This window comes from Psychrobacter sp. CX10, assembly GCF_057621575.2.
Map to the genome: position 1 here is coordinate 1 of NZ_CM177736.1, position 23,420 is coordinate 23,420.

The following is a 23,420-nucleotide window of genomic DNA, read 5'->3' on the forward strand; positions in this document are numbered from 1 at the left end:
GCCGTAGGCGCAATCGTAGCCGTAATCGTAATACGGACAACAGCTCACCGACCACATCGACCACTGATGTGGCTCAAGTTGGTCTAGATAACGCGCAGTCTACAAAGACGGTAAAGCAGTCAAAAACGTCTCCATCTTCTAAACAGGATAAGCTCACGACAGCTAATGCAAATAACCAATACGCTAAGGAGCGTGCACAGATTGAAAAATTATCTTTAGGTAATCCTGCCGGAGATGATGGCTTTAAGAAACGTCAACCAAGCCCGCTATTCACCATTAGTGCTGATAAAATGGCTAAACAAGTTCCTGGCCAATTAAACAGTCAAATAACAGGCGATGTTGATACTAAAGATAATGCTAATAAGGATAAAAAAGCTGAAAATAAACGCCAGTCTGATTCTTCATCTAATAATGAGGTGACTAAAAAGAACGCTCAGTCTAATGATAACTCTCTGAATCAAAAAAATGTGAGTAAAGCGTCTAAGACTAAAAAGGTAGAGCAACTTGCAAACAACGTTGTTGTTTTACCAAAGTCGGAGCCTGTTCCTAACCAGCGCCGACGCCGGTTACCCTCACAACAATTATCGCAAAATGAGCAGGATAAAGTCGCTTCAATATCCTCAGTTAAGACTGATGGTAGTGATGACGCGCCTCAAACCGCTACTAATACAAAAGCGGGTAAGACAAAAGCTAGTCAGTCAAAAGCTAGTAAGACGACTGGTGCTAAGTCAAAAGCTGATAAGTCAAAAGCTGATAAGTCAAAAGCCGCTAAGTTAAAAGATAGCCAGACAATAGCTTCTAAAGAGGATAATAAGTCTCGTACCAACAAAGGTTCTAAAAAAGGGGTGGTTGCAGCTGAATCTGAACAGAGTCCTGCTACCCGATCAAAGCAAATACCTGCGATAAGGCGGCGTAGGCAACCAAGCTCTTCGTTAAGCGTGAATGAGCGCAATCAATAAGTTTGAGTAAGTATAGATAGCTTGAGATTGACTAGATATAGTTTGGTATCTTACCTTACCTACAATCATGCTTATACGCTTTAGATAGGACATTAAATAAAATGCATGATACCGCTCATAATGATAGTTCATATTATCGTTGTTATCTTGGATTGGGCAGTAACATAACCAATGAATTAGGTACGCCTGAACAGCATATTAATCATGCTATTAATAGTCTTACTGAACACGATGCCATCAGCCATGTGCGTGCTTCGTCGTTATATGTCTCGGCACCGCTAGGACCTCAAGATCAACCTGATTTTATTAATGCGGTAGTAGAGATAGACACCGTTCTCACGCCGCATCAACTATTGGAGTTATGCCAACAGCTTGAACATGACGCTGGGCGCGTACGATTGAGGCGTTGGGGAGAGCGTAGTTTGGATGTAGATATTTTATTGTATGCAGACAAACAGTTGTCATCTGAAGTGTTGACTATACCTCATCGTGGTATAAAAGAACGCAACTTTGTACTGATACCTTTAAAGCAACTAAAACCCTCACTCGTTATTGATGATGTCACAATCTCTGAGCTTGACTTAGCAAATGATTGGCAAGACCTTCATAAATTACCGTAGTTAGTCTGTTCAATGAACCAATATTTAGGGTTTGCTATATAATACCTTATGTTTATTGACTGATGTATATAGACTAATACCTTGCTGCAATCGCAGTGCTTTAAAACGTATCATACGATAGAGCTACGAACGGGTTTAGTTACTTATGTTTCCAATATATTGTATTGGACTTGAATAAGCCTCTCAATTAGACCCTCTTAATAATACAGTGTACGCCCCAACCAGTTAATGACTAATTTTAAAATAACTAATTTTGAATAGTAATAGAATATTAAAGAGCGACCTTATGATTACTTTATCGACATTAAGAAAATTTAAGAAAGAAGGCAGAAGGTTTAGCTGTCTGACTTGTTATGATGCGATGTTTGCAAAAATGATGGAAAATGCCAATGTTGACACTATTTTGATTGGAGATAGCTTAGGCATGGTTGTTCAAGGGCATGACTCTACATTACCCGTGACTATTGAAGATATAGCCTATCATACAAAAAATGTTAGTCGTAGCAATAAACATGCGCTTATATTAGCAGATTTGCCTTTTATGAGTTATGTCACACTTGAAGATGCAATAAGTAACTCTCGTAAAATTATGCAGGCTGGCGCTCATGTGATGAAACTTGAAGGTGGTGACGAGCTTTGCCCCATCGTTTCCGCGTTAACCGCAGCTGGCGCGCCAATATGCGTACATTTGGGTTTAACGCCCCAATCGGTCAACGTATTTGGAGGATATAAAGTACAAGGTAAATCAGATGAGAGTGCCAACAAGCTATTGGCGGATGTTAAAGCAGTGGTGGAAGCTGGCGCGGCTATAATTTTACTTGAATGTGTGCCTGCTCTATTGGCAAAAAAGGTTTCAGAGACTGTAGACGTGCCTGTTATCGGAATTGGTGCAGGCGCAGATACCGATGGTCAAGTTTTGGTAATGCATGACATGCTCGGCGTCACGCATGGCCGTACTGCACGATTTGTGCATGACTTTTTGACCGACCCCCGTAATCAAGAAGGTGAGCATAAGGGCAGTGTTGAAGGGGCGTTTGCCTTGTATCACCAATCTGTTATGGAAGGCAGTTATCCTAAACAGCAGCATCAGTTTAATTAGCCCATCAGTCTTTATACAGCCCCTAATTAGCATTGTCTTTAGAATATATACATTTTTTAAGTTTTTGGAATAGTTTGAATGACCCAAACCTTACCCACTATTAATGCGCTACGTCAAACCTTAGCCTCATATCGAAATAATAATAATCGTAAAACAATTGCTTTAGTTCCAACGATGGGCAATTTACATGATGGACATTTATCTTTAGTTAAGCTTGCGCAGCAACATGCCGATGTTGTGGTTGTCAGCATATTCGTAAATCCAACCCAATTTGGTGTAGGGGAAGATTTAGACAGTTATCCGCGTACCTTAGCTGAAGATACTCAAAAACTAGAAATGGTTGGAACGGATTACATTTTTGTTCCCACCGTTCAAGATATGTATCCTGTTATGCCGCCGCCTACGCAAGTTCTGTCAGGTTCTATCAGCCAAATTTTATGTGGTAAATCTAGACCCACTCATTTTGATGGGGTAGGTATCGTTGTGACAAAACTATTCAACATTGTGCAGCCTGATATAGCCGTATTCGGTCAAAAAGACTATCAGCAATTGGCTATAATACAACAGTTGGTACGTGATTTGAGCTATGATATTACTATATTAGCAGGCCCTATCGTACGTACGCATGATAACCTAGCCTTGTCTTCAAGAAATCAATATTTAACACAAAAACAGCGCCAATTGGCACCTACTCTGAATCTTGAGATTACAAAACTGGCTGATGATTTAAAACAAGGTGCTGCTAAAAATATCAAAGATTTGCAGGGGTTGATTCAGCAAACTATTCGCCGCCTCAACGAGACTGAATTTGAAGTCGATTATCTTGAAGTCCGTAACCAAGATTTAACCGAAGTTAAAGACTTAAATGAGGATAGGCATCTTGTCATTGCGGCTGCTGCTCGATTAGGTAAAGCTCGGCTACTTGATAATCAGCAACTGGTATTGGACTAAAAATATTAAGCCACATAGGGTGGTTAACATTGTAGGAATTTCCTATTAAGGTCAATATTTACTAAAGCTTGGTATAAAGTATGGATATAGTCATTTAATTCAAACTTAATTTGATTTAATATAAAATTTTTACATTAATTCATTCAATATGTAAGTAACATATCATCTAATATAATGAGTTATGTCATCATATATGACAAATCTTATTTGGCTGCAATAATTTTAAATGATTGAAGAGTTTTAATTTTAAAGAATTTTTTAAATTGGAATTTAATTTGATAATGCCTATTAGTGAGACATCTATGCCAAGCATAGAAAATAACCAACAAGGTTGTGTCATGCAATCTGATATTCATATTCTAATTATTTCCGGACGCTCAGGGTCCGGAAAGACCTCTATTTTGAATGCGCTTGAAGACCTAGGCTATCATGCGATTGATAATATGCCGTTATCATTAGTACCTGAAGCCGTGAACAGGTTAATAGATGAAGGCCTTATTAAACGTCTCGCGCTAGGGATTGATATACGAACCTTAATGGCCGATTCCTCAAGTTTTTTAAATATACAACAGACATTAGTAGAGGCGTTTGGTGAAGGTAAGGTGCAAACCCTTTATGCAACTGCTTTAGAGTCTGTATTGGTAGCTCGATATGCCGCAACAAGGCGAGTACATCCGTTGATGACATTAGAGAATGGATCATCGAGTAACCTACCCAAAGCCATTAAAAAAGAGGCTGAAATTCTAGCGCCTATTTCTACTAATGCAGACATGGTTATCGATACCAGTCAACTAAACATACACCAGTTAAAAGAGCGTATACGTGAGTATATTGGTGCGGATAATAGGGTCACTATAAATATTCTATCCTTTGGCTTCAAATATGGGGTACCTATTGATTCAGATTTTGTTTTTGATGTTAGAATTTTGCCCAATCCACATTGGGAAAGAGAGTTAAGACCCAAAACTGGCCTTGATGAAGAAGTCGACACATTTTTTACGAAGTATCCCGAAGTTGCTGAGATGCAAAATGATATTGAGAAATTTTTGTTGCGCTGGTTGCCTGATTTTTTATACAACAACAGGCACACTTTGACTATTTCTATTGGATGTACCGGTGGCAAGCACCGTTCCGTATACATAGCAGAATATCTACATCGCGCACTCAGTACTAATCTCCCCACAGATATGGTCACCTATGTTAAACACCGCGAAAAACCACGTTGGACAATTTAGTTGATAAAGTGATTCGTTTAACTTTTATAAACATTCAACTTTTATAAACATATGGTCTATACAGGCTTTATACTGTGGGTCTTAAAATAAATTAATATATTGAGATTTTTATGATTGATTGGTCCGAGCATGATATGCGGGTGTCGCGTACTGAGCTTAAAAAAGCACATGAGCGACTCCAAAAATTAGCAGTACCTTTGGCTAATATGTCCAAAAAGCAAATAAAAAAACTACCCGTTAGTGAGTTCTTTTTAGATGAGTTAATGGCTTTGACTGATATTACCAGTGCAAATGCCCGTAACCGTCAAATTAAACGAGTAGGTAAACTAATCGGTGAAGAAGATCGGCACGCGTTGGTTCAGCAGCTTTTTGACACTCGTTTTAGTCCAGAACAAGCGGTCAAGATTGAAGGATGGTATACGCGTCTTAATATAAATGACGAGAGTACGTTAAAACAGTTCTGCAAACAGTTTACTGCTGCCGAACGCAATAGTGTCTATCAGCTTTTGTTATGGATAGAGTATGCTAAGCATATGAATGATGATGAGCTTTTAGAAGAGTCCGAAGCGGATTTAAAAAGCTATATAAGAGAAGTAGCCGTATTAACTCAATTGAGCTAATACGGTCATAGCATTTATAGGCTTTATAGTCAGCGAACTACTAAACGGTTACGGTGTTAACCTCGCTCGCCCTACTATAGCAGTACTAGCAATCGGTTGACTTGTATCCATTTTAGATTTCTTTGACTATAGTAAAAATTTTGGGCTAACAACTTAAGCGAATACGGCTAAATACCCGTAACCTTAATGACATCGTACGCAGGCGTTTCATAAGGATGCGCTTGTTTTAAGGCCTCAATAACCGCTTTGATACTATCTTCAGCAACAACCATTTCTACCCGCCATTCGGTGACTTTTTCAATACTATCCTGAGTACCGATATATGGCTGGCTCCCTGCTAAAGGCTTGAACTGACCCGTTCCCTTAACTTGCCAGCAGCAGCTATCGTAGTTGCCAATCTGACCAGCGCCAGCATCAAATAAAGCAAGTTTCACTGGTTCTAGATTATCTTCTGGGATAAATACAGTGAGTTTATACATAATGCATAGCCCTATAAAGGCACACCAATACGCTGAGCGACTTCTTCATAAGATTCTATAACGTCACCAAGGCTTTGACGAAAACGGTCTTTATCCAGTTTCTTCTTAGTCTCTTTATCCCATATGCGGCAACCATCCGGAGAGAATTCATCGCCAAGTACAATACGGTCTTTAAATACGCCAAACTCAAGTTTGAAGTCAACCAACATCAAACCACCTGCATCAAAAAGCTGAGTAAGCACGTCATTAACTTGATAGGTAATCGTCTTCATTGTAGCCAATTGTTCATCGGTCGCCCAGCCTAAAGATACTGATAATGATTCGTTAACCATTGGATCACCAAGCGCATCATCTTTATAAAACAGCTCATAGGTAGAGGGCGATAGAGCTTGGCCTTCTTCTAAACCCAGACGACGCACAAGACTACCCGCTGCAAAGTTACGCACAACACATTCAACAGGTATCATGTCTAACCGTTTTACTAATACTTCGTCATCAGAAAGCTGTTCTTCAAAATGTGTCTCAATACCTGCTTCATCTAATTTTTGCATGATGAACGCATTGAATTTATTATTAACTTGACCTTTACGCCCTAATTGCTCTACACGTTCACCATTAAAGGCTGAGGTGTCATCACGAAAATGAAGAATGAGGTAGTCTGCATTGTCTGTTTCATAGACAGATTTTGCTTTGCCTTTATAAAGTAGGTCTTGTTTTTCTAATTGCATGTTCAACGTCCTATGCACGAAGTTAAGTAACAAATGAGGTTATGTAAAACTGACAGTCAATAAAACCAATCGTTTAAATTATTCAGTAAAAATATGAATCATCAGCGGCTTGAGCACTAACACTTAGTTAGAAGATAATTAGTTAGAAGGTAATTGACGATAAGGTGCTGGTAGTTCATAACGTTTACCAGCTTCATTCTCAAGCTCTAAGGTATTCGCACCAACTGATGGAGTTGGGTATAGAGGAATAAAAGGCGCTGTTTGAGTTTCGACAGGCAACTGCATAGGCTCAAGCTTTTCAGCCTTTTGATAGGCTAAGCTTCCATCTTCCACCTTCCCAAAAAGACTTTTGGTCGTTTGACAACCTGATAATAGCATAAGGCTACTTATACCTATAGCCATTGCTTTTACCACACCACCCCTACGCCTTAATGTGTGAGTTGCTGCATGACTTATTGCGCGTGTTGCGGCATGAGTTATTAAGACCGATGGGTACGCTACTTTTTTAATAGATTGAACCATGAACTGTCCTTTATCGCTTGTAATGACAAAAGTTTAAACGAGGTTAATGCGACTTTGTATTAACACGACATTAAATGAATGCTATTGCGTATGATATATTTTTAGCCTAATGCTAAGTTTAGTCAATTAAGCCTACAGCACGTAAGCCGGCGTCAACTTCATCATGATACTTTTCATCAAGCCAAACCATAGGTAGACGAATGCCTGTGTCTATTTTATCCATTTTGTGGAGTGCGTATTTTACTGGTATTGGACTTGATTCAATAAACATAAGTCTATGAAGTGGCTTGATGGATTCATGCGCTTCATTTGCAGCTTCAAAGTCGCCATTTAAGGCCGCAGAAAAAGCGATGCTCATAGCTTTCGGCACAATATTAGCAGTGACAGAGATATTACCTTTACCGCCAAACTGTATAAGTTCTAAAGCCGTCCCATCATCACCTGATAAGACATTAATACGATCACCAACTGCTTCAATAAGACGCTTACCTCGTTCGACCGAGCCTGTGGCATCTTTGATAGCAACAATGTTTTCAAAATCGGCCAAACGCTCAACGGTTTCCTGAGCAATATCAACCACAGTACGACCGGGTACGTTATATAGCATTTGTGGGATATCCACGGCTTCAGCAATGGCTTTATAATGCTGATACAACCCTTCTTGAGTGGGTTTGTTGTAATAAGGGGCAACAAGTAGCGCACAATCAGCGCCTGCATCCTTAGCTTCAGAAGTTAATTGAATGGCCTCTTTTGTATTATTCGCGCCTGTTCCAGCAATAACAGGAACCCGTCCGTCTACATGCTTCACAAAGTAGCGAATGACGTCACTATGCTCTTGCATAGAAAGCGTGGCAGACTCTCCAGTAGTGCCGACAGCAACCAAGCAATGCGTGCCTTGTTCAATTTGCCAATCGATTAGCTCAGCCAGACGTGGATAATCGACATCACCATTGGGCTGCATAGGCGTTACTAAGGCAACCATAGAACCTTGTAATTGTGATTGAAAGTCAGAATAGCGGTTACTCATAATTATGCCTTGTTATCTTTACTGATATTAGTTTACTAATATAGGTTTACTGGTATTAATATTTGAAATATATGATTACGTTATAGAATGCCCAAAATAGATGTCAAATAAACCTGTTGAAACAAGCTATTTAAACAAAATAGACATCATGGGCTATATATTGCGATTAGTGTAGCACATTCACCCTCACGCAATCATCAGCGTATTTTAGATTTAAATGTAGCTATGTAAATTAAGTTTTAAAAATAGCGCTTATCAGTACCTATTCAGTACCTATTATTAAGGTTTAATAGACTCTATCGCTCTATAAATAGCTTTGATTATTTCAAAGCTAATATGAGTATAAAAAGACTGTCAGTTTTTCCATTATTAATAACAAAGTCGAATGATAAGAAAGACGAATAAAAAATCCAATATTAAGAGACGTGTAACGAGGTTCAAACAAAATTTAGCTCATCAAAGTGGATAGGTATGGTTAAATTTAGACCTAATAGTAATTAATAATAAAAACTGAATTAGGTATCATACTATTAGTTACGAGATAATAAATAGTTACTAGTTAAATAGTTACTAGATTAACTATGAGTTGCTATATAAATTGGCTATTAAATAAGTTAAACAGATAAATAATAGAATATAGATAGAATACATAGAATTTATAACTGGGAACGAAACGTAATATAAAAAGGATGCATGAAGATGAATACTCAAAATAACTACAGTAATTCGAACGACAGTAATTCGAATAGAAAGTTTGATGTGGTTTTATATGGCGCAACAAGTTTTGTTGGCAAATTAACAGCCGAATACTTAAATAACTTTTTATCCAAAGATGAACAGAATAAAGATACTAATAAGATTGAGGTAAAGTGGGCGATAGCTGGACGAAACGCTGACAAGCTAGAACAAGTTAAAAAAGACATTGAAAACGACAACGTACAAGTTATTATTGCGGACAGTGAAGATCCCAAAAGCTTAGAAGAGATGGTTACTCAAACCAAGGTCATTATTACTACCGTTGGGCCATATATGAAATATGGTGAACCTTTGGTTAAAGCCTGTGTTGAAAATGGCACTGATTATGTCGACTTAACCGGGGAAGCCATTTTCATTAAGCAAATGATGGACAAATACCAAGACGCTGCTGAAGAATCAGGAGCACGGATTGTCAACTCGTGTGGATTTGATTCGATACCTTCTGATTTAGGAGTTTTGTTTACTCAAAAATGTGCAGAAGATACATTCGATCAACCCTGTGAAACCATCCATATGCGAGTTAAAGCAGCTAAAGGGGGTTTGTCTGGTGGTACTTTTGCTTCGATTTCAACGATACTTGAAGAAGTGGGAACCAATAAAAAGACACGTAAATTGGTCGCCAACCCATATGTCTTAAATGACGATCCTGAGCGTCCTAATGTGCGCCAAAGCAGTGTAAAAATGCCTGAGTTCGATGAAGAGAATGATCGCTGGCTCGCTCCTTTTATTATGGAGTCGATAAACACACGTATTGTACACCGCAGTAATCAGTTACGTGATTACGAATATGGCAGAGATTTCAAATATGATGAAGCGATGTGGATGCCGTCTGGACTCAAAGGCCGACTAATGAGCTATGGTTTGGTTGCAGGACTTGCTGGATTTTCAGCAGGTATTATATTTGAGCCGACTCGCGACGTCATTAATAATAAGATTTTACCTCAATCTGGTGAAGGCCCTAACAAAGATGAACGTGACAACGGTTATTTCGATGTACGCTTCTTTGGTAAGACCAATCAAGGGGATGAAATACGTACAAAGGTTACAGGTGACAAAGACCCGGGTTATGGTAGTACTTGCCAGATGTTGTCACAAAGTGCGCTATGCTTAGCGCAAGACATATCCAAGGATGATGTAACCGGTGGGTTTTGGACACCGGCGTCTGCTATGGGCACGTCATTACTTGATAGGTTACAGGCGCATGCTGGTATTAAATTTACCAAGCTTTCCTCATAGCTTAATACAGCCCCTGGGGATTAGTTATGCTAGATAGTAATCATAATATGAAGTATTTATTGTACCGCGGGCTAATATTCTAATTCACATTAAAGACTGTTAATTATTTAGCAGTCTTTTTTTATGGCAACTTTGATTAATTATTAGTTTACCTACTACTTCTGTTTTCGTCTTTATTAAATTGAATATAGTTTTAAAAGGGTTTATGCATCGAATGGGTCATTGATTCTAATACGATATTTTATGACATGAATGAGTCATTCAGTTTAAATAATCTTTTAAAATTCCAAACATATGTACATAAAACAACAATTTGTAAGAGTATTAAAACATTCTTATCAAAATGAAACCTTTAATCTATTATTTAGATCTTAAAGATCTTGCTGTGATTGTACGTACAAAATATATCTATAAAAAATATGGTTATAAATTAATCGTAGTACGCTCATTTACAGAGAATATCGCTACTTAGCCTATATTGATTTTATTGCTAGGTTTAATTCAAAGATTCATAGCTGTTGAATTATTCGCTTTAAAGGAGGGGTTACAACAAAGGCATGACACGAGTAGTATGCTTTTTATTCATATAATACCTGCTCTAACGATTAAAACTATAGAGGATTAATTATGAAATTGAATATTTTAACAGCAACAATTTTAGCATCAGGCGCTGCTGTATTTGCAAGCTCTGTCAACGCAGCCGTGACCACTGATAACCATGGTAAAGACAGCTATGAACAAGCTGTCTTTTTTATGCAATTTAACTCTTAGCTGGTATTTACGACCAGCTTAAAGAAGTCAGAATCAAGCACTTAGTTTGTTTTCTTAAGTCCTGCTTCTTTAAGTAGCGCACCCAATGACCCGATTTTATTAGTATCAGTGGTAGGTTTAGCGGATTTATTCTGCTTAGACTTATCTGAACGGGCATTTGATGAGCGTCCACTGCTGCTACGATTTGATGACTTAGGTTTGCCACGGCGTACAGGTTTATCAGTGCGAGTCGCTTGGGGCTTTGGACGCTTTTCAACGGTGCTTTTAACAGCAGCATCTTCTGATTTCATGCGAAATCCAATACGATTGCGCTTCTCATCGATAGAGATGACACGTACATTGACGATATCGCCTGGTTTTACCAAGTTAATTGGATCTTCCACAAAGTCATTAGCCATTTCTGATATGTGGACCAAACCGTCTTGATGAACGCCCACATCAACGAAGCAGCCAAAACCTGTGACATTAGTGACCACACCTTCAAGCTCCATACCTTCTTCTAAATCTTTGATACTGTTTACATCGTCTTTAAATTGAGCAGTCTTGAATTCAGGGCGTGGGTCATGTGCAGGTTTTGCAAGCTCTTGTTTAATCGCTGTAATGCTAATGTTGTCATCATTGGCAGCTTCTAAGTTATCGGTGGGTAATGTATTAATAATACTATCATTGCCCAAAACCTCAGAGATGTCTTTACCAGACTTCTGTAATATCTCCTTCACCAAGTGATAGCTTTCTGGGTGCACCCCTGTAGCATCTAAAGGCTCTTCACCATCGCGAATACGCAAAAATCCAGCGGCTTGTTCAAAGGTTTTGATACCTAATCTTGGTACCCCTTTTAACTGCTCACGGTTGCTAAAAGCACCATGCTCTTTGCGATAATTAACAATTTGTTGTGCAACATTTCGATTTAAACCCGCAATATGCGCCAAAATAGCTGGACTGGCAGTATTTACGTCAACACCTACCGCGTTTACACTATCTTGAGTCACTTTATCTAAACTATCTGACAATTGGGTTTGGTTAACATCGTGTTGATATTGACCAACACCAATGGCTTTTGGTTCTACCTTAACCAGCTCTGATAAGGGGTCTTGTAAGCGTCGAGCGATAGAGACAGCGCCGCGTACAGAAACGTCTAGGTCGGCAAGCTCTTCGCTAGCAAGCTCACTTGCTGAATATACGGAGGCACCAGACTCATTAACCACTACGGCCGTGGCTTTAATGTCCTTATCCTCTGCGATAAGCTCTTTAATCATCGCATCAGTTTCACGACTTGCTGTGCCATTACCGATTGCTACTAGCTCTACATCATAGGTCTTAAGCAGCTCTGAGATAGTTGTTTTGGCCTCATTCATTTTATTATCAGGTGCAAATGGATAGACAGTGGCGGTAACGGCATTGCCTTCGTTATCTTGCATAACATGGCCTTGAGCGTCTATAACAGTAATCTTAACACCATGACGAATACCAGGATCTACCCCAAGTATGACTTTACGGCCAGCAGGTGCTGCCATTAATAGATGTTTCAAGTTGTTTGCGAAGACATCGATAGCATTCGCTTCCGCGGCTAGGCGTTTCTCAGTTAGTAATCGATGTTCTAGATGAGGACGCCACTTGTCTTTCCATAAGCTTCTTGCTGCACCTAATAAAAATTCGCGGCGTGCATCTGGTTGCTTGGCGTCTATTTGCAAGTAGCTGATAATTTTTTCGATAAAAGGCGTATCTTCGCCATCTACTTTGAGTACTAAAACGTTTTCTTGGCGTCCACGCAGCATGGCGAGCAATCGGTGATTAGGAAGGCGTGATAAGTTTTCACTGTGCTCAAAATAATCTGAAAATTTCTCACCCACCTCACGCTTATCTTCATGAGCTAAGCTTGAATTAATAGTGGCTGTTTTAGCAAAGCCTGTGCGTAATGAATCCAAAAGCTCAAGCTGTTGTGTCCAGTTATCAATAATGATCGCTTCAACACCCGCCAGCTGCTTTTCAGTATCTGAAAAATCAACATCAATGACGCTACCAGTTTCATCGGTAATGGTTTCTGGTAATGTGTATTTACTCAGCGCGTCAAGCGGCGTAACTTCATTATCAAGAAGGTCATTAGCGACACTATCCAGACCAGCAGCACGCGCTTTAGCCGATAAAGAGCGACGGCGTGGACGATAAGGAAGATATATGTCTTCAAGCTCAAGCTTAGACGTTGCATTGTCTATACGAGCTTTTAACGCAGCCGTCAAATTGCCTTGGCTTTCAAGTAAGTCCAATATCTTAGCGCGGCGGGTTGCCATATCACGTTCATAATTTAACCCCTTTTCTAGGGCACGTAACTGACTGTCATCCAAACCTTGCGTTTTTTCTTTACGATATCGGGCAATAAACGGCACGGTGGCGCCCTCATCATAAAGCTTCACGAAAGCGTTAACTTGGGCAGGCTTGATGCCTAAATCTTTAGCAAGCTTGTTATGAATGTTAGCGATAACGTCAGCTGTAAGTGCAGAGGTATTTTGGCTAGAAGAAGAGTTTGAGTTATTAGTATCGGTTTGATTCATATCCGCATCGAAAAATTGATAAGTTAGGCTCGCATTATAGCAAAAGCTGGCTTAATAAAAACGATTTTACTGATTAATATGAATTTTATCATCATTAAGCGTATTTATTAACAAACACATACAGCTTTACTATCTAATAAGTATGTTATTTTTCCCACAATCTTATACACTGGAGAGTAGCGATTATGAATTGTTCAGATTGGTTCAGAATGACTCATAAAATTTAAAAGGTTATTTTCAAGTACGACGAATTTTCTAAATTTATATTTTACCTTCCAATCAATTTTATATTTAATTAATGACTTGAAGAGCTAGCGATACAGTGAGTAAGTCAACAACTATAAACGCAATAGGAAAGGATATGTCAGACAATAAAATCAATATTACAGATTCTTTAACCCATCGTATATTAGTGGTCGATGATGATGCACGACTGCGCTCATTGTTGCAGCGTTTTTTAGAAGATGATGGATTCGTCGTGCGCACTGCTCACGATGGCAGTCAGATGGACAAACTGATGCAGCGGGAGCTATTTTCTCTTATCGTCCTTGACCTTATGTTGCCAGGAGAAGATGGGATTAGTATTTGCAAACGCTTACGTGAGGATAATAGTGACATCCCTATTATTATGTTGACGGCTAAGGGTTCAGATAGTGATCGAATTGCAGGACTAGAGGCAGGCGCAGACGATTATTTACCTAAGCCATTTAACCCTAAAGAGCTATTAGCGCGTATCAAAGCGGTTTTACGTCGTCATAGTCGAGAGCTACCTGGTGCGCCCTCTCAGCAAGTTGAAGTGGTCGAATTTGGCCCTTGGACACTAGACTTATCTACCCGCACACTAAAACGTGATGGCAATGTAGTGACGTTAACAACGGGTGAGTTCTCTGTATTAAAAGCATTGGTACAGCACCCTCGCGAGCCATTGACTCGTGATAAATTAATGAATCTTGCACGCGGCCGCGAATGGGGCGCTATGGAGCGTTCAATTGATGTTCAGGTCTCAAGATTGCGCCGTCTTATTGAAGACAACCCATCGCAAGCGCGATATATTCAAACGGTGTGGGGAGTAGGGTATGTATTCGTTCCCGATGAAGAAGATGCTTAGAGCATGAATCTAAGATAGTTAAGTATTTGAACTATAGATTCAAGCAAACCGGCATACATATTATAAGCTATCTAAATTATAAGCTATCTAAGTTGACTGTCTTTACTGCCACGGCGATTAAATAATTCTTGAGCTTGGTTTTCTGCTTCAAGTTCGCTTTGGCAGCCAACACAATGCTGAACGCCGGGCAGAGCTTGTCTGCGTGCTTCTGGAATGCGTTCACCACATTCATCACAAAACTCTAGACTCACACCAGTAGGCAATGCCCGTCGTGCACGCGCCAATCCATCATTGACAGTAGCATCCATCTGTTCATGTTCTGCGCCATCTCGCGCCCATCCACCAGCCATAATATACTCCTTCGATATTTATTTTGCTATCGATTTATTAGTGTGATTCTATATACATTGGGGCTTTGCGAGAGTGTATCAAGGTCGTTAACGAAGTCTCAATAGTTGTATTACTCTATAAGAACAATATTAATTCTTAAAAATAATTTATCATTGTCAAACTCGCTGAATATACTAAGTAGTATTTGCGCGCGTTACCTCGATAGGCTGATTTGAGCTTTGATATAGAATAAATCCGTAAAAAAAGAGCGAAAAGTGTTTAACTTTTTGCTCTTTTTGTTTTCGCTTTTTTTGAATGATATGACGGCTTGCTATTTAGGCTGCAGCGCGATTACTTCACCACGCACACCAATACTTGCGTCACTCATTAAGCAAACATAACCTGACATGATATCTTCGGGCGCTTTTAGACTCATGGGGTTCTCGCCTGGATAGGCATGCGCACGCATATTGGTACGCGTACCTCCTGGGTTAATACAGTTAAAACGTAGGCTGGTAGTCTTATGTGTTTCTTGAGTAAAAATTTCGCTCATTCCTTCTACCGCTTGCTTAGATAATGCATAAGCTCCCCAAAATGCACGAGGCTGTGTGCCAACTGAGCTACTGGTAAATATGATTGACCCATTATCAACGTCTTTAAGTAGCGGCAATAGTACCTGAGTCAACATAAATACAGCGGTTGTGTTTACCTTTATAACTTGTTCAAACGTTATCACATCATACATCTCAAGCGGTGTTAGCGCACCTAAAATGCCTGCATTGTGTAGAACCCCATGCAATTCACCAATTTCAGTTTGAATCAAATTAGCCAGTTGCTGCATATCGCTATAAGTGGCAGTTTCAAAATCCAAAGGCATGATGGCAGGTTGTTTGCCGCCATTGGCTTCAATTTCATCATATACGGCTTCTAATTTACTAAGAGTCTTACCGTGCAGTAAGACGGTAGCACCATATCTTGCATACGTCAGCGCAGCCGTACGTCCTATACCGTCACTGGCGCCAGTGACTAATATGGTTTTTCCGTCAAGACAATTGGGTTCAGGTGAAAAATTGCGAATTTGATCATGAGATAAGGGTGTTTGAGTCATAAGAAGTTTGTCTTAAGATAAATTATAATTATAAATAAGGTTAAATAAGCGAGCGTGCAGCGATAAATAGAGCTATATGCAAATAAGCTTATAGATAATTAGGCTTACAAATAGTCAAAGACGTCAGAGCGCAATAATTTAACCAATTCTTCAGGAGTATGCACAATATAATCTGCACCCCAAGCGTTCAAATCTTCTTTATCTTCAGGCGGAATATAGCCATAACTTGCTAACACAGTGGTCATGCCTGCCGCTGTACCCGCTTGAATATCTCGGATATGATCACCGACATAAATCACACTGCTGGCAATACCACGCGGTAGTTCAAGCTTTTCTAAGGCAAGATGCATAGGTTCTGGGTCAGGTTTGGTATTACGTACATCGTCTGGACATACCAGGACAGAGCAGCGCTCACTTAAGTTTAGAATATCTAACAGCTTTGATGCCAGGTAACGCGGTTTATTAGTGACAATGCCCCACGGCGTATCATTTGCTTCATAAAAACTTAGTAACGGCTCTAATTTATCAAACACACGACTGTCGACACAGATGTTGCCCTCATACTCATCCAAAAACTGCTGACGGTAAGTTTGAACGTTTTCATCCGTGATAGGCTGATTATTAAATTTGAGCATAAGCATAACCATGGCGCCGGCGCCAGCAGATACCTGCTCGCGGATAGCATCATCAGGTGGTACTTGCCACCCATTTTGCTTAGACATTTCATTAATAATTCGAATAAAGTCTACCGCGGTATCAATCAAAGTACCGTCTAAATCGAATAGCACAGCTTTAACGTAGTTTATTGACATAAATATTTACTTAAATTATATATTAGCGAGATAACGAATTTAGGAGATAGCGTATTGAATATTTAGCGTTCTGGTTTAACTACGGCCATCATATAGTTAACGTCTACATTCTGAGCCAACCAATAGCGTTTGGTAATCGGGTTGTAATGTAAGCCGATCAAATCTTGACGTTCAAAACCTGCATTAATAGCCATTTTATCAAGCTCAGCAGGGGTTATGAATTTGGCATAATCATGGGTGCCACGGTCAAGTAGTCTTAATACATATTCTGCGCCTATAATGGCAAAAAGATAAGATTTAGGATTACGGTTGATAGTAGAAAGTACACAAACGCCGCCTGGCTTCAACAAGTCATAACAGGCTTTTACAATCTGACTTGGATCAGGCACATGCTCAAGCATCTCCATACAAGTAACCACATCATAGGTCTCAGGCGTTTGCGCTGCTAGCTTTTCAATCGCAATATGCTTATAGCGAAGTATGTTATCCAAACCACTCTGTTCAGCATGCACAGTGGCAGCTTTTAGGTTCTCGATGCCCAAATCAACACCTGTAGCATTAGCACCACGGCGCGCCATTGACTCAGTTAAAATACCACCGCCGCACCCCACATCTAATACGGTCTTACCCGTAAGGCCACTGTCCATATAACGGGTTACATTCTCTTCAATCCAGTTTAAACGTAGTGGATTAATATGATGTAAGGTTGCAAATGCACCTTGTTTGTCCCACCACTGGTTGGCAAGTTGAGTAAACTTGCCAACTTCACTCATATCTACATTGTCGCCTATATCAGTACTGTCGCTTATATCTAGATTGTTACTAGATACACGATTGTTCTCTTCTTGTGTATCAGTATATTGTTGATGAGTGGTGTTAGATGAAGACAATTGGTGCTCTGCTTTAGAAGTATTCGTGGTTACCTCTGAGTTCGTCATAGCCATGTGCTGTCCTAACTTTTGAATTTGTGATAAAGGTTTAAATAAAAGACGTTAATACATTATGTCTTCAGCAATTATGTTGCAAAAAATGTGTTTACTGGCGTTCTCGTAATTTTTAAGTCTAATATTTAATGTTTAAAATTTAATGATAAGCCTATATTACCACGCATATTGGAGTAGGGCATCTTTGATAATAATTTGCTACGATTGACACAAGATAACTTACGTATCTAATATCAATTTTGGCATGAATAACTGTCAATTGTAGAATAACAATCAGCTTTAGAAGGCATATAGTTCAGTATTAATAGATTGATGACGATTGAAAGATAGATAACGCTTGTTGAACGGTGTGTTAACTTTATAGAAAGGCATACGGTTCACATTATGATATAAAATACGGTATCATTACTCTACATTTTAAATTGTTGATTAAATGACGGTTTGAGTGACAACTTAAATTTACTGATGTGCTATCAAGTTATGGCGTATATAATGTGGCTTATTCATAGATAGCTCTGACTTTAACTATTTATAAATATAGATAATTTATAGACATCAAACAAAAGACATTAAACGAAAGACATCTAACAAATCTTTTAAAGGAAATAAAATGAAGTTCTATTCTAAACGAGGCTTTGCGATAGCCTCCTTAGCTGCGGTCGTAGGTCTGGTTTCACTACCTGCGATGGCAGCAGAGTATACTGCTGGTAAGGATTATGTGGTTCTAGATAATCCTGAAGAAATAAATGGCGATAAAATTATTGTTCGAGAGTTTTTTTGGTATGGATGCCCGCATTGCTACGATCTAAACCCTCATATGCAAAAATGGGCGAAAACAAAAGCTGATGATGTTGTTTTCCTAGAGTCTCCTGCAGCACTAAACCCGACATGGGAAGCAAATGCTCGCGGATTTTATGCGGCTCAACTGATGGGCTATCAAGATCAAACGCATGATAAGTTGTTTGATGCCATTCATAAGGACAACAAGCGTTTGTTTGATCAAAACTCATTGTCAACATGGTACGCAAGCCAAGGTGTTGATCAAGATAAATTTAATAGCTTGTACAACTCCTTTGCAGTAAGCACCAAGATCGGCCGTTCAAAAGCCGGTGCGAAGCGTTATCAATTGACAGGCGTTCCGGCAGTCGTTGTGCATGGTAAATATGTCGTGCAAGGTGAGAGTGCCAAAGTTCCTAAGGTTGTGGACTATTTGGTAAAAGAAGTACGCGCTGATATGAAAGCAGGTCAGTAGTCCCATACTGTTAAACTAGTAGTCGCTACATGTTTACTAAATAAGATGTTAAAAGACCAAGGCCACTTGGTCTTTTTTTTGGGTTCATTTTTTGTGCTCAGAATAAAGATGGCTATGTGCCATTAAGATAGTGAGTGATAGGAGTCGTCGAAATTATGAGTTAAGTTTTTTAGTATTTATTCGTATAAATTTGGCATTCATACGCAAGATTAGGTCTATAAGTCGTCTGCATTGAATAATGTCTAAAATAAAAAAATCCTAACTGTATGAATTTACTAAAAATATTTTATGGTGATATATGCTTATCAACTTTCTATAAAAATCTCTAAAAAAGTTATTGTAAATAAGAACTATTATCGTTATGATAGTTATTACTCCAAAAGAGTCGTTAGGCTGTCCTACTGAACGATATAGCTCAACATAATAGTATAGATAATAGTATAAATGCGCTTATTTATAAGATTGTTCATATTATTGTTGATTGGTAGGCAGCCTGACATTTAATCAATTTACTGTTAAGTCTACTGACGACAAATTTGCTGAAAACTAAATTTCTAACCGTCAATATACTTAATAGCTAATTTAAATGTTCAGCTCACCTCAATTATAAAGTTTTAGCGTGCTGTGACATTCAAAGAGGGATAAGACGATGATAGTCTGCATATGTCATGATGTTAAAGACCGTCAAATTAAGGCGGCGATGGCTTCGGGTTTAGATACGTTGCAAGCATTACAAACGGCGCTTGATGTGACCAATTGCTGCGGATGCTGTGAACCTATGGTGAATGATTTGCTTGAAGAACATCATGCTGATCAGGTGAATACCAGTTTGGTCAACCAGCTCGCCTATGCAGTTTAATTCAAGCCAGTTCAATTAAAGCCAGTATGATTCGCTAATCCTCTTATAAATACTCATTAATATACTTATTAGTAATGCTATTAATTGGTATTACGATCCAAGCCTATGTCCTATTAAGTTTATGCAAAATATTAATTCTATGCTCATTTTAGTTTTACCTATAGTCAGAGAATTATAAAATGGCGTCAAGGTAACCGAGCGCAAGTACTACTCATCAAGAAGTACTCATCAAGAACTACTCATCAAAAACTACTCATCAAAAACTACTCATCAAAAACTACTCATCAAAAACTACTCATGTAGGCATAGCGAGGTTTACGCCATAACCGGTTAGTAGTTCGCTGACAATAACTAAGCCAATTCCTTATTAATCCTTTGTTCGACTCAATATCTTGATGTTTCTAAAATTAATTGTATCTAAAATTAGTTGTTCCTAAAACTTATTAGATCTAAAAATTATTAGCACTAAGATAACTAATATATAAAAACCCTTTAAGTTTCAATACATTAAGTGCTACTGATTCTCATTAGCTATTCACACTTCGTTCTCGGTTCATAAAAGAACATCGTCACCTATAAATATTTGTTACTATATAAGAAATCGCTTCGTGCGACTTTCATACATCAAATTTAACTATATAGATCTGGATGAATATTATGCAAGGTAGTCAAAAAGTTATCGAATATTTAAACTTCTTACTTGGTGGTGAGCTTGCAGCTCGTGATCAATATTTCATTCATTCTGAAATGTACGGTGAATGGAACTACGGTAAGCTATACGAACGTATCCATCATGAGATGCATGACGAGACCCATCATGCACAGGCCATTATTCGTCGTATATTAATGCTAAACGGCACGCCAGATATGACGGTAGATGACATCAATATCGGTGATAATGTGCCGCAAATGCTACAGCTTGATTTAGATCTAGAATATCAGGTCCAAAAGCATTTAAAAGAAGGGATTGCTTTATGTGAGCAAGAGCGAGATTACGTGACGCGCGATATGTTGGTTGAGCAACTTGAAGATACGGAAGAAGATCATGCTCACTGGTTAGAACAACAGCTGCGTTTAATAGACATGGTTGGTCTTCAAAATTACCTACAAAGTCAAATCGGAGATATAGATTAATCGCTATTTGTCAGTGATTTATAGCTTTAATAGGACTTTAACTATAAAGTCTGCAAAGTATACGTAACATTCGATTTAAAGTGTAGGAGACAATTATGCAAGGTGATAAAGAAGTAATACAAGTATTGAATAAGGTGCTCGGGCAGTCATTGATTGCTATTAATCAATACTTTTTGCATGCGCGTATTTCAAAGCATTGGGGCATTGAAGAGCTCAATGATGTTTTTTATAAACAATCTATCCGTGAAATGAAATGGTCAGATGATCTTATTGAGCGTATTTTACTACTTGGTGGTTTACCAAACTTGCAAGACTACGGCAAGCTTATGATTGGTGAAAATGTGGCTGAAATTATCGATTGTGATGATCGTTTAGAAGATAAAAAGTTCGCCACTATAAAAGATGCCATCATGCTTTGTGAAGAATACAAAGATTACGTGTCTCGTAAGTTATTGCTCGATCTTAAAGATGGTAACGAAGAGTATATTGACTGGTTAGATACTCAAAGAGACCTCATCAGAGCAGTTGGTATTGAGAATTATATCCAAGAAAAAATGGATGACTAACAACTCATAAAATCACTCTATTTAAGCTAAAAGATTCTATTCAAGCTAAAAGAGATTTTAAAACCAGCCTAAGGGCTGGTTTTTTTGTGGCTTATAGATGAAATTTATTGTTTCGCATTATCATTATGTTTAATTGCACATTTGAATAAGCAATATTCTAATACGTAATACTATGCCTAACGTTATGTCATATCATCAGGTTAACTCTTTTTACTCTATATACACTTAAGGGTATACTTGGGTATAGTATTATATTGGTATTAGGGCGTGTCCCTATGTGCAAATGAAATAATTTATGGTCTAAAAATGGCTATATTTTCGCCAAACTGAGTCTAATTTGTAGCTAATATGACTATATTATCTTCGGAATTACATGTGTTTGACAAAAATCTATCTCATTTTTAGACTCATAATCCACATAGGGACACGCCCTAATAAATTTTTATAAATTAAGGAGTAGGTATGGCTGCATTACGCCCAGATATTGATCCAGATGGTTTGTTAGAATATTCGGTGGTTTATACCGATCGTGCTTTAAACCACATGTCGAAAGTCTTTCAACAAGTAATGAATGATTTGTCGAGTAATCTAAAGCAAGTCTATGCAGCGGATGCGGTAGCTATTGTTCCCGGTTCAGGTACGTTTGGTATGGAAGCCATTGCCCGTCAACTGGCATCTGATAAAGATTGTATGGTCATACGTAATGGCTGGTTTAGCTATCGATGGACTCAAATTCTTGAAAGAGGCAATATCGCGCGCTCAGTGCCTGTACTTAAAGCACGTCAAGTCGATGAAGGTGAAGGAGAGGACAGTCCAAAGCCATTTGCCCCATTTGCAATCGAAGAGGCTGTGGCTCAAATTAAAAAAAACAAGCCAGCTGTGGTATTTGCGCCGCATGTTGAAACCTCTTCAGGTATGATTTTATCCGAAGATTACATTAAGCAGTTGGCAGATGCTGTACATAGTGTTGATGGCTTATTAGTCATCGATTGTATTGCATCAGGGTGTATATGGCTAGACATGAAAGCTTTGGGAATCGATGTCATCGTTTCTGCACCGCAAAAAGGCTGGAGTAGCACCCCTTGCGCTGGCTTGGTTATGCTAAGTGAAAAAGCTGTTGCTCAAGTAGAAGCGACTGAATCAGATAGCTTTAGTCTAGACTTGAAACAGTGGTTAACCATTATGCGTGCTTATGAAAATGGCGGTCATGCTTATCATGCTACTATGCCAACTGATGGGCTACGTATGTTCCGTGATGTGATGTTAGAAGCCAAAGAGATTGGTTTTGAGACGTTAAGAGAGGCTCAGTGGGAGCTTGGTAATCGCATTCGTGACTTATTAGATGATCGCGGTATACAAAGTGTGGCGGCTGAAGGTTTTGAAGCGCCAGGCGTTGTAGTGTGCTATACCGATGATGATGATATGCATAAGGGTCGTGCATTCGCCGCGCAAGGTATGCAAATTGCAGCAGGTGTTCCACTACAAGTCGGCGAGCCTGATAATTTTAAAACCTTCCGTTTAGGTTTGTTTGGATTAGACAAGCTAACTGACGTTGATGGGGCTGTTGAACGCTTCGAGACTGTATTAGATAAAGTTCAACCTACTAAATAAACATTTAGCTTAACTTTTATATAGCGATAAATATATAGCGATAAATATATAGCAATAAAATAATTCTAAATAAGAACGCCAACGTTATGTTGGCGTTTTTTATTCTTTAGTTTTTATTGATTAGTTTTATTCTAAGTTTTCAGT

General features: G+C 38.8%; 23 protein-coding genes. 14 read left to right on the plus strand and 9 right to left on the minus strand.

Annotation, left to right across the window (positions count from 1 at the left end; translation table 11 throughout):
- Positions 1-68 precede the first annotated feature (68 nt).
- The 6 genes from AC21OH_RS00005 (at position 69) to yjgA (ending at position 5,484) form a co-directional block, all read left to right on the plus strand.
- The gene (locus AC21OH_RS00005) at positions 69-959 is read left to right on the plus strand and encodes a hypothetical protein (protein WP_491139833.1); all 891 of its coding nucleotides are present in this window, start codon (positions 69-71) and stop codon (positions 957-959) included.
- A gap of 101 nt (positions 960-1,060) precedes the next feature.
- Positions 1,061-1,579: a 2-amino-4-hydroxy-6-hydroxymethyldihydropteridine diphosphokinase gene (gene folK / locus AC21OH_RS00010; RefSeq protein ID WP_487370549.1), complete on the plus strand. Its 519-nt coding sequence runs from the start codon at positions 1,061-1,063 to the stop codon at positions 1,577-1,579.
- Positions 1,580-1,865: 286 nt separating this feature from the next.
- Positions 1,866-2,678 (plus strand): 3-methyl-2-oxobutanoate hydroxymethyltransferase, encoded by an 813-nt coding sequence (gene panB / locus AC21OH_RS00015; protein ID WP_486534799.1) that lies wholly within the window; start codon positions 1,866-1,868, stop codon positions 2,676-2,678.
- A gap of 78 nt (positions 2,679-2,756) precedes the next feature.
- Positions 2,757-3,629 carry a pantoate--beta-alanine ligase gene (gene panC / locus AC21OH_RS00020; RefSeq protein WP_487370550.1) on the plus strand — a complete coding sequence of 291 codons (873 nt, stop codon included), beginning with the start codon at positions 2,757-2,759 and terminating at the stop codon, positions 3,627-3,629.
- 302 nt (positions 3,630-3,931) lie between these two features.
- Complete coding sequence (gene rapZ, locus AC21OH_RS00025) at positions 3,932-4,864, plus strand: RNase adapter RapZ (protein ID WP_486534797.1); 933 nt, start codon at positions 3,932-3,934, stop codon at positions 4,862-4,864.
- 110 nt (positions 4,865-4,974) lie between these two features.
- The gene (gene yjgA, locus AC21OH_RS00030) at positions 4,975-5,484 is read left to right on the plus strand and encodes a ribosome biogenesis factor YjgA (RefSeq protein WP_487370551.1); all 510 of its coding nucleotides are present in this window, start codon (positions 4,975-4,977) and stop codon (positions 5,482-5,484) included.
- Between the two features lie 167 nt (positions 5,485-5,651).
- On the opposite strand, the gene cutA is transcribed toward yjgA, so the two are convergent.
- The 4 genes from cutA to dapA form a co-directional block, all read right to left on the minus strand.
- Positions 5,652-5,963: a divalent cation tolerance protein CutA gene (cutA, locus tag AC21OH_RS00035; RefSeq protein WP_487370552.1), complete on the minus strand. Its 312-nt coding sequence runs from the start codon at positions 5,961-5,963 to the stop codon at positions 5,652-5,654.
- A gap of 11 nt (positions 5,964-5,974) precedes the next feature.
- Entirely contained in the window at positions 5,975-6,691 is a 717-nt protein-coding gene (purC, locus tag AC21OH_RS00040) for a phosphoribosylaminoimidazolesuccinocarboxamide synthase (RefSeq protein WP_486534794.1), read from the minus strand.
- 138 nt (positions 6,692-6,829) lie between these two features.
- Positions 6,830-7,213, minus strand: coding sequence for a hypothetical protein (locus AC21OH_RS00045; RefSeq protein WP_487370553.1), 384 nt, complete (start codon positions 7,211-7,213; stop codon positions 6,830-6,832).
- A gap of 118 nt (positions 7,214-7,331) precedes the next feature.
- Positions 7,332-8,240 carry a 4-hydroxy-tetrahydrodipicolinate synthase gene (gene dapA / locus AC21OH_RS00050; RefSeq protein WP_487370554.1) on the minus strand — a complete coding sequence of 303 codons (909 nt, stop codon included), beginning with the start codon at positions 8,238-8,240 and terminating at the stop codon, positions 7,332-7,334.
- A 699-nt stretch (positions 8,241-8,939) separates the two neighbouring features.
- Here dapA and AC21OH_RS00055 point away from each other — a divergent pair.
- On the plus strand, positions 8,940-10,232 hold the full coding sequence (locus tag AC21OH_RS00055) for a saccharopine dehydrogenase family protein (protein ID WP_487370555.1): 1,293 nt from the start codon (positions 8,940-8,942) through the stop codon (positions 10,230-10,232).
- Between the two features lie 627 nt (positions 10,233-10,859).
- Positions 10,860-11,003 carry a hypothetical protein gene (locus tag AC21OH_RS00060; RefSeq protein ID WP_486534790.1) on the plus strand — a complete coding sequence of 48 codons (144 nt, stop codon included), beginning with the start codon at positions 10,860-10,862 and terminating at the stop codon, positions 11,001-11,003.
- A gap of 41 nt (positions 11,004-11,044) precedes the next feature.
- Here the strand turns inward: AC21OH_RS00060 and AC21OH_RS00065 are convergent, their stop codons facing one another.
- Entirely contained in the window at positions 11,045-13,552 is a 2,508-nt protein-coding gene (locus tag AC21OH_RS00065; protein WP_487370556.1) for a Tex family protein, read from the minus strand.
- Positions 13,553-13,913: 361 nt separating this feature from the next.
- On the opposite strand from AC21OH_RS00065, the gene ompR reads away from it, so the two are divergent.
- Positions 13,914-14,660: an osmolarity response regulator transcription factor OmpR gene (gene ompR, locus AC21OH_RS00070; protein ID WP_486534788.1), complete on the plus strand. Its 747-nt coding sequence runs from the start codon at positions 13,914-13,916 to the stop codon at positions 14,658-14,660.
- An 83-nt stretch (positions 14,661-14,743) separates the two neighbouring features.
- Here the strand turns inward: ompR and AC21OH_RS00075 are convergent, their stop codons facing one another.
- The 4 genes from AC21OH_RS00075 to ubiG all read right to left on the minus strand — a co-directional run bounded on the left by AC21OH_RS00075 (position 14,744) and on the right by ubiG (position 17,854).
- Positions 14,744-15,010 (minus strand): DksA/TraR family C4-type zinc finger protein, encoded by a 267-nt coding sequence (locus AC21OH_RS00075; RefSeq protein ID WP_487370558.1) that lies wholly within the window; start codon positions 15,008-15,010, stop codon positions 14,744-14,746.
- Positions 15,011-15,321: 311 nt separating this feature from the next.
- Positions 15,322-16,098, minus strand: a complete 777-nt coding sequence (locus tag AC21OH_RS00080) for a YciK family oxidoreductase (protein ID WP_487370559.1) — start codon at positions 16,096-16,098, stop codon at positions 15,322-15,324.
- Between the two features lie 104 nt (positions 16,099-16,202).
- Positions 16,203-16,910: an HAD family hydrolase gene (locus tag AC21OH_RS00085; RefSeq protein WP_487370560.1), complete on the minus strand. Its 708-nt coding sequence runs from the start codon at positions 16,908-16,910 to the stop codon at positions 16,203-16,205.
- Between the two features lie 62 nt (positions 16,911-16,972).
- Positions 16,973-17,854, minus strand: a complete 882-nt coding sequence (gene ubiG / locus AC21OH_RS00090; RefSeq protein ID WP_487370561.1) for a bifunctional 2-polyprenyl-6-hydroxyphenol methylase/3-demethylubiquinol 3-O-methyltransferase UbiG — start codon at positions 17,852-17,854, stop codon at positions 16,973-16,975.
- Between the two features lie 610 nt (positions 17,855-18,464).
- Between ubiG and AC21OH_RS00095 the strand changes: the two genes are divergently transcribed.
- The 5 genes from AC21OH_RS00095 to AC21OH_RS00115 all read left to right on the plus strand — a co-directional run bounded on the left by AC21OH_RS00095 (position 18,465) and on the right by AC21OH_RS00115 (position 23,276).
- Positions 18,465-19,106 (plus strand): thiol:disulfide interchange protein DsbA/DsbL, encoded by a 642-nt coding sequence (locus AC21OH_RS00095; RefSeq protein WP_487370562.1) that lies wholly within the window; start codon positions 18,465-18,467, stop codon positions 19,104-19,106.
- Between the two features lie 649 nt (positions 19,107-19,755).
- Positions 19,756-19,965 (plus strand): (2Fe-2S)-binding protein, encoded by a 210-nt coding sequence (locus AC21OH_RS00100; protein ID WP_486534782.1) that lies wholly within the window; start codon positions 19,756-19,758, stop codon positions 19,963-19,965.
- Positions 19,966-20,622: 657 nt separating this feature from the next.
- Positions 20,623-21,099: a bacterioferritin gene (gene bfr, locus AC21OH_RS00105; RefSeq protein ID WP_486534781.1), complete on the plus strand. Its 477-nt coding sequence runs from the start codon at positions 20,623-20,625 to the stop codon at positions 21,097-21,099.
- Positions 21,100-21,194: 95 nt separating this feature from the next.
- The gene (bfr, locus tag AC21OH_RS00110) at positions 21,195-21,665 is read left to right on the plus strand and encodes a bacterioferritin (RefSeq protein ID WP_487370563.1); all 471 of its coding nucleotides are present in this window, start codon (positions 21,195-21,197) and stop codon (positions 21,663-21,665) included.
- Between the two features lie 462 nt (positions 21,666-22,127).
- Positions 22,128-23,276, plus strand: a complete 1,149-nt coding sequence (locus AC21OH_RS00115) for an aminotransferase class V-fold PLP-dependent enzyme (protein ID WP_487370564.1) — start codon at positions 22,128-22,130, stop codon at positions 23,274-23,276.
- The last annotated feature ends 144 nt before the right edge of the window (positions 23,277-23,420 follow it).

Bases quoted from the DNA above. Each gene is read 5' to 3' on its own strand.
- purC (WP_486534794.1), bottom strand. From the start codon at position 6,691: ATGCAATTAGAAAAACAAGACCTACTTTATAAAGGCAAAGCAAAATCT.
- AC21OH_RS00115 (WP_487370564.1), top strand. From the start codon at position 22,128: ATGGCTGCATTACGCCCAGATATTGATCCAGATGGTTTGTTAGAATAT.
- ompR (WP_486534788.1), top strand. From the start codon at position 13,914: ATGTCAGACAATAAAATCAATATTACAGATTCTTTAACCCATCGTATA.
- AC21OH_RS00065 (WP_487370556.1), bottom strand. From the start codon at position 13,552: ATGAATCAAACCGATACTAATAACTCAAACTCTTCTTCTAGCCAAAAT.
- AC21OH_RS00100 (WP_486534782.1), top strand. From the start codon at position 19,756: ATGATAGTCTGCATATGTCATGATGTTAAAGACCGTCAAATTAAGGCG.
- AC21OH_RS00095 (WP_487370562.1), top strand. From the start codon at position 18,465: ATGAAGTTCTATTCTAAACGAGGCTTTGCGATAGCCTCCTTAGCTGCG.
- cutA (WP_487370552.1), bottom strand. From the start codon at position 5,963: ATGTATAAACTCACTGTATTTATCCCAGAAGATAATCTAGAACCAGTG.
- AC21OH_RS00075 (WP_487370558.1), bottom strand. From the start codon at position 15,010: ATGGCTGGTGGATGGGCGCGAGATGGCGCAGAACATGAACAGATGGAT.
- AC21OH_RS00060 (WP_486534790.1), top strand. From the start codon at position 10,860: ATGAAATTGAATATTTTAACAGCAACAATTTTAGCATCAGGCGCTGCT.
- ubiG (WP_487370561.1), bottom strand. From the start codon at position 17,854: ATGGCTATGACGAACTCAGAGGTAACCACGAATACTTCTAAAGCAGAG.
- AC21OH_RS00055 (WP_487370555.1), top strand. From the start codon at position 8,940: ATGAATACTCAAAATAACTACAGTAATTCGAACGACAGTAATTCGAAT.
- yjgA (WP_487370551.1), top strand. From the start codon at position 4,975: ATGATTGATTGGTCCGAGCATGATATGCGGGTGTCGCGTACTGAGCTT.
- panB (WP_486534799.1), top strand. From the start codon at position 1,866: ATGATTACTTTATCGACATTAAGAAAATTTAAGAAAGAAGGCAGAAGG.
- bfr (WP_486534781.1), top strand. From the start codon at position 20,623: ATGCAAGGTAGTCAAAAAGTTATCGAATATTTAAACTTCTTACTTGGT.
- AC21OH_RS00045 (WP_487370553.1), bottom strand. From the start codon at position 7,213: ATGGTTCAATCTATTAAAAAAGTAGCGTACCCATCGGTCTTAATAACT.
- AC21OH_RS00085 (WP_487370560.1), bottom strand. From the start codon at position 16,910: ATGTCAATAAACTACGTTAAAGCTGTGCTATTCGATTTAGACGGTACT.
- folK (WP_487370549.1), top strand. From the start codon at position 1,061: ATGCATGATACCGCTCATAATGATAGTTCATATTATCGTTGTTATCTT.
- rapZ (WP_486534797.1), top strand. From the start codon at position 3,932: ATGCCAAGCATAGAAAATAACCAACAAGGTTGTGTCATGCAATCTGAT.
- AC21OH_RS00080 (WP_487370559.1), bottom strand. From the start codon at position 16,098: ATGACTCAAACACCCTTATCTCATGATCAAATTCGCAATTTTTCACCT.
- dapA (WP_487370554.1), bottom strand. From the start codon at position 8,240: ATGAGTAACCGCTATTCTGACTTTCAATCACAATTACAAGGTTCTATG.
- panC (WP_487370550.1), top strand. From the start codon at position 2,757: ATGACCCAAACCTTACCCACTATTAATGCGCTACGTCAAACCTTAGCC.
- bfr (WP_487370563.1), top strand. From the start codon at position 21,195: ATGCAAGGTGATAAAGAAGTAATACAAGTATTGAATAAGGTGCTCGGG.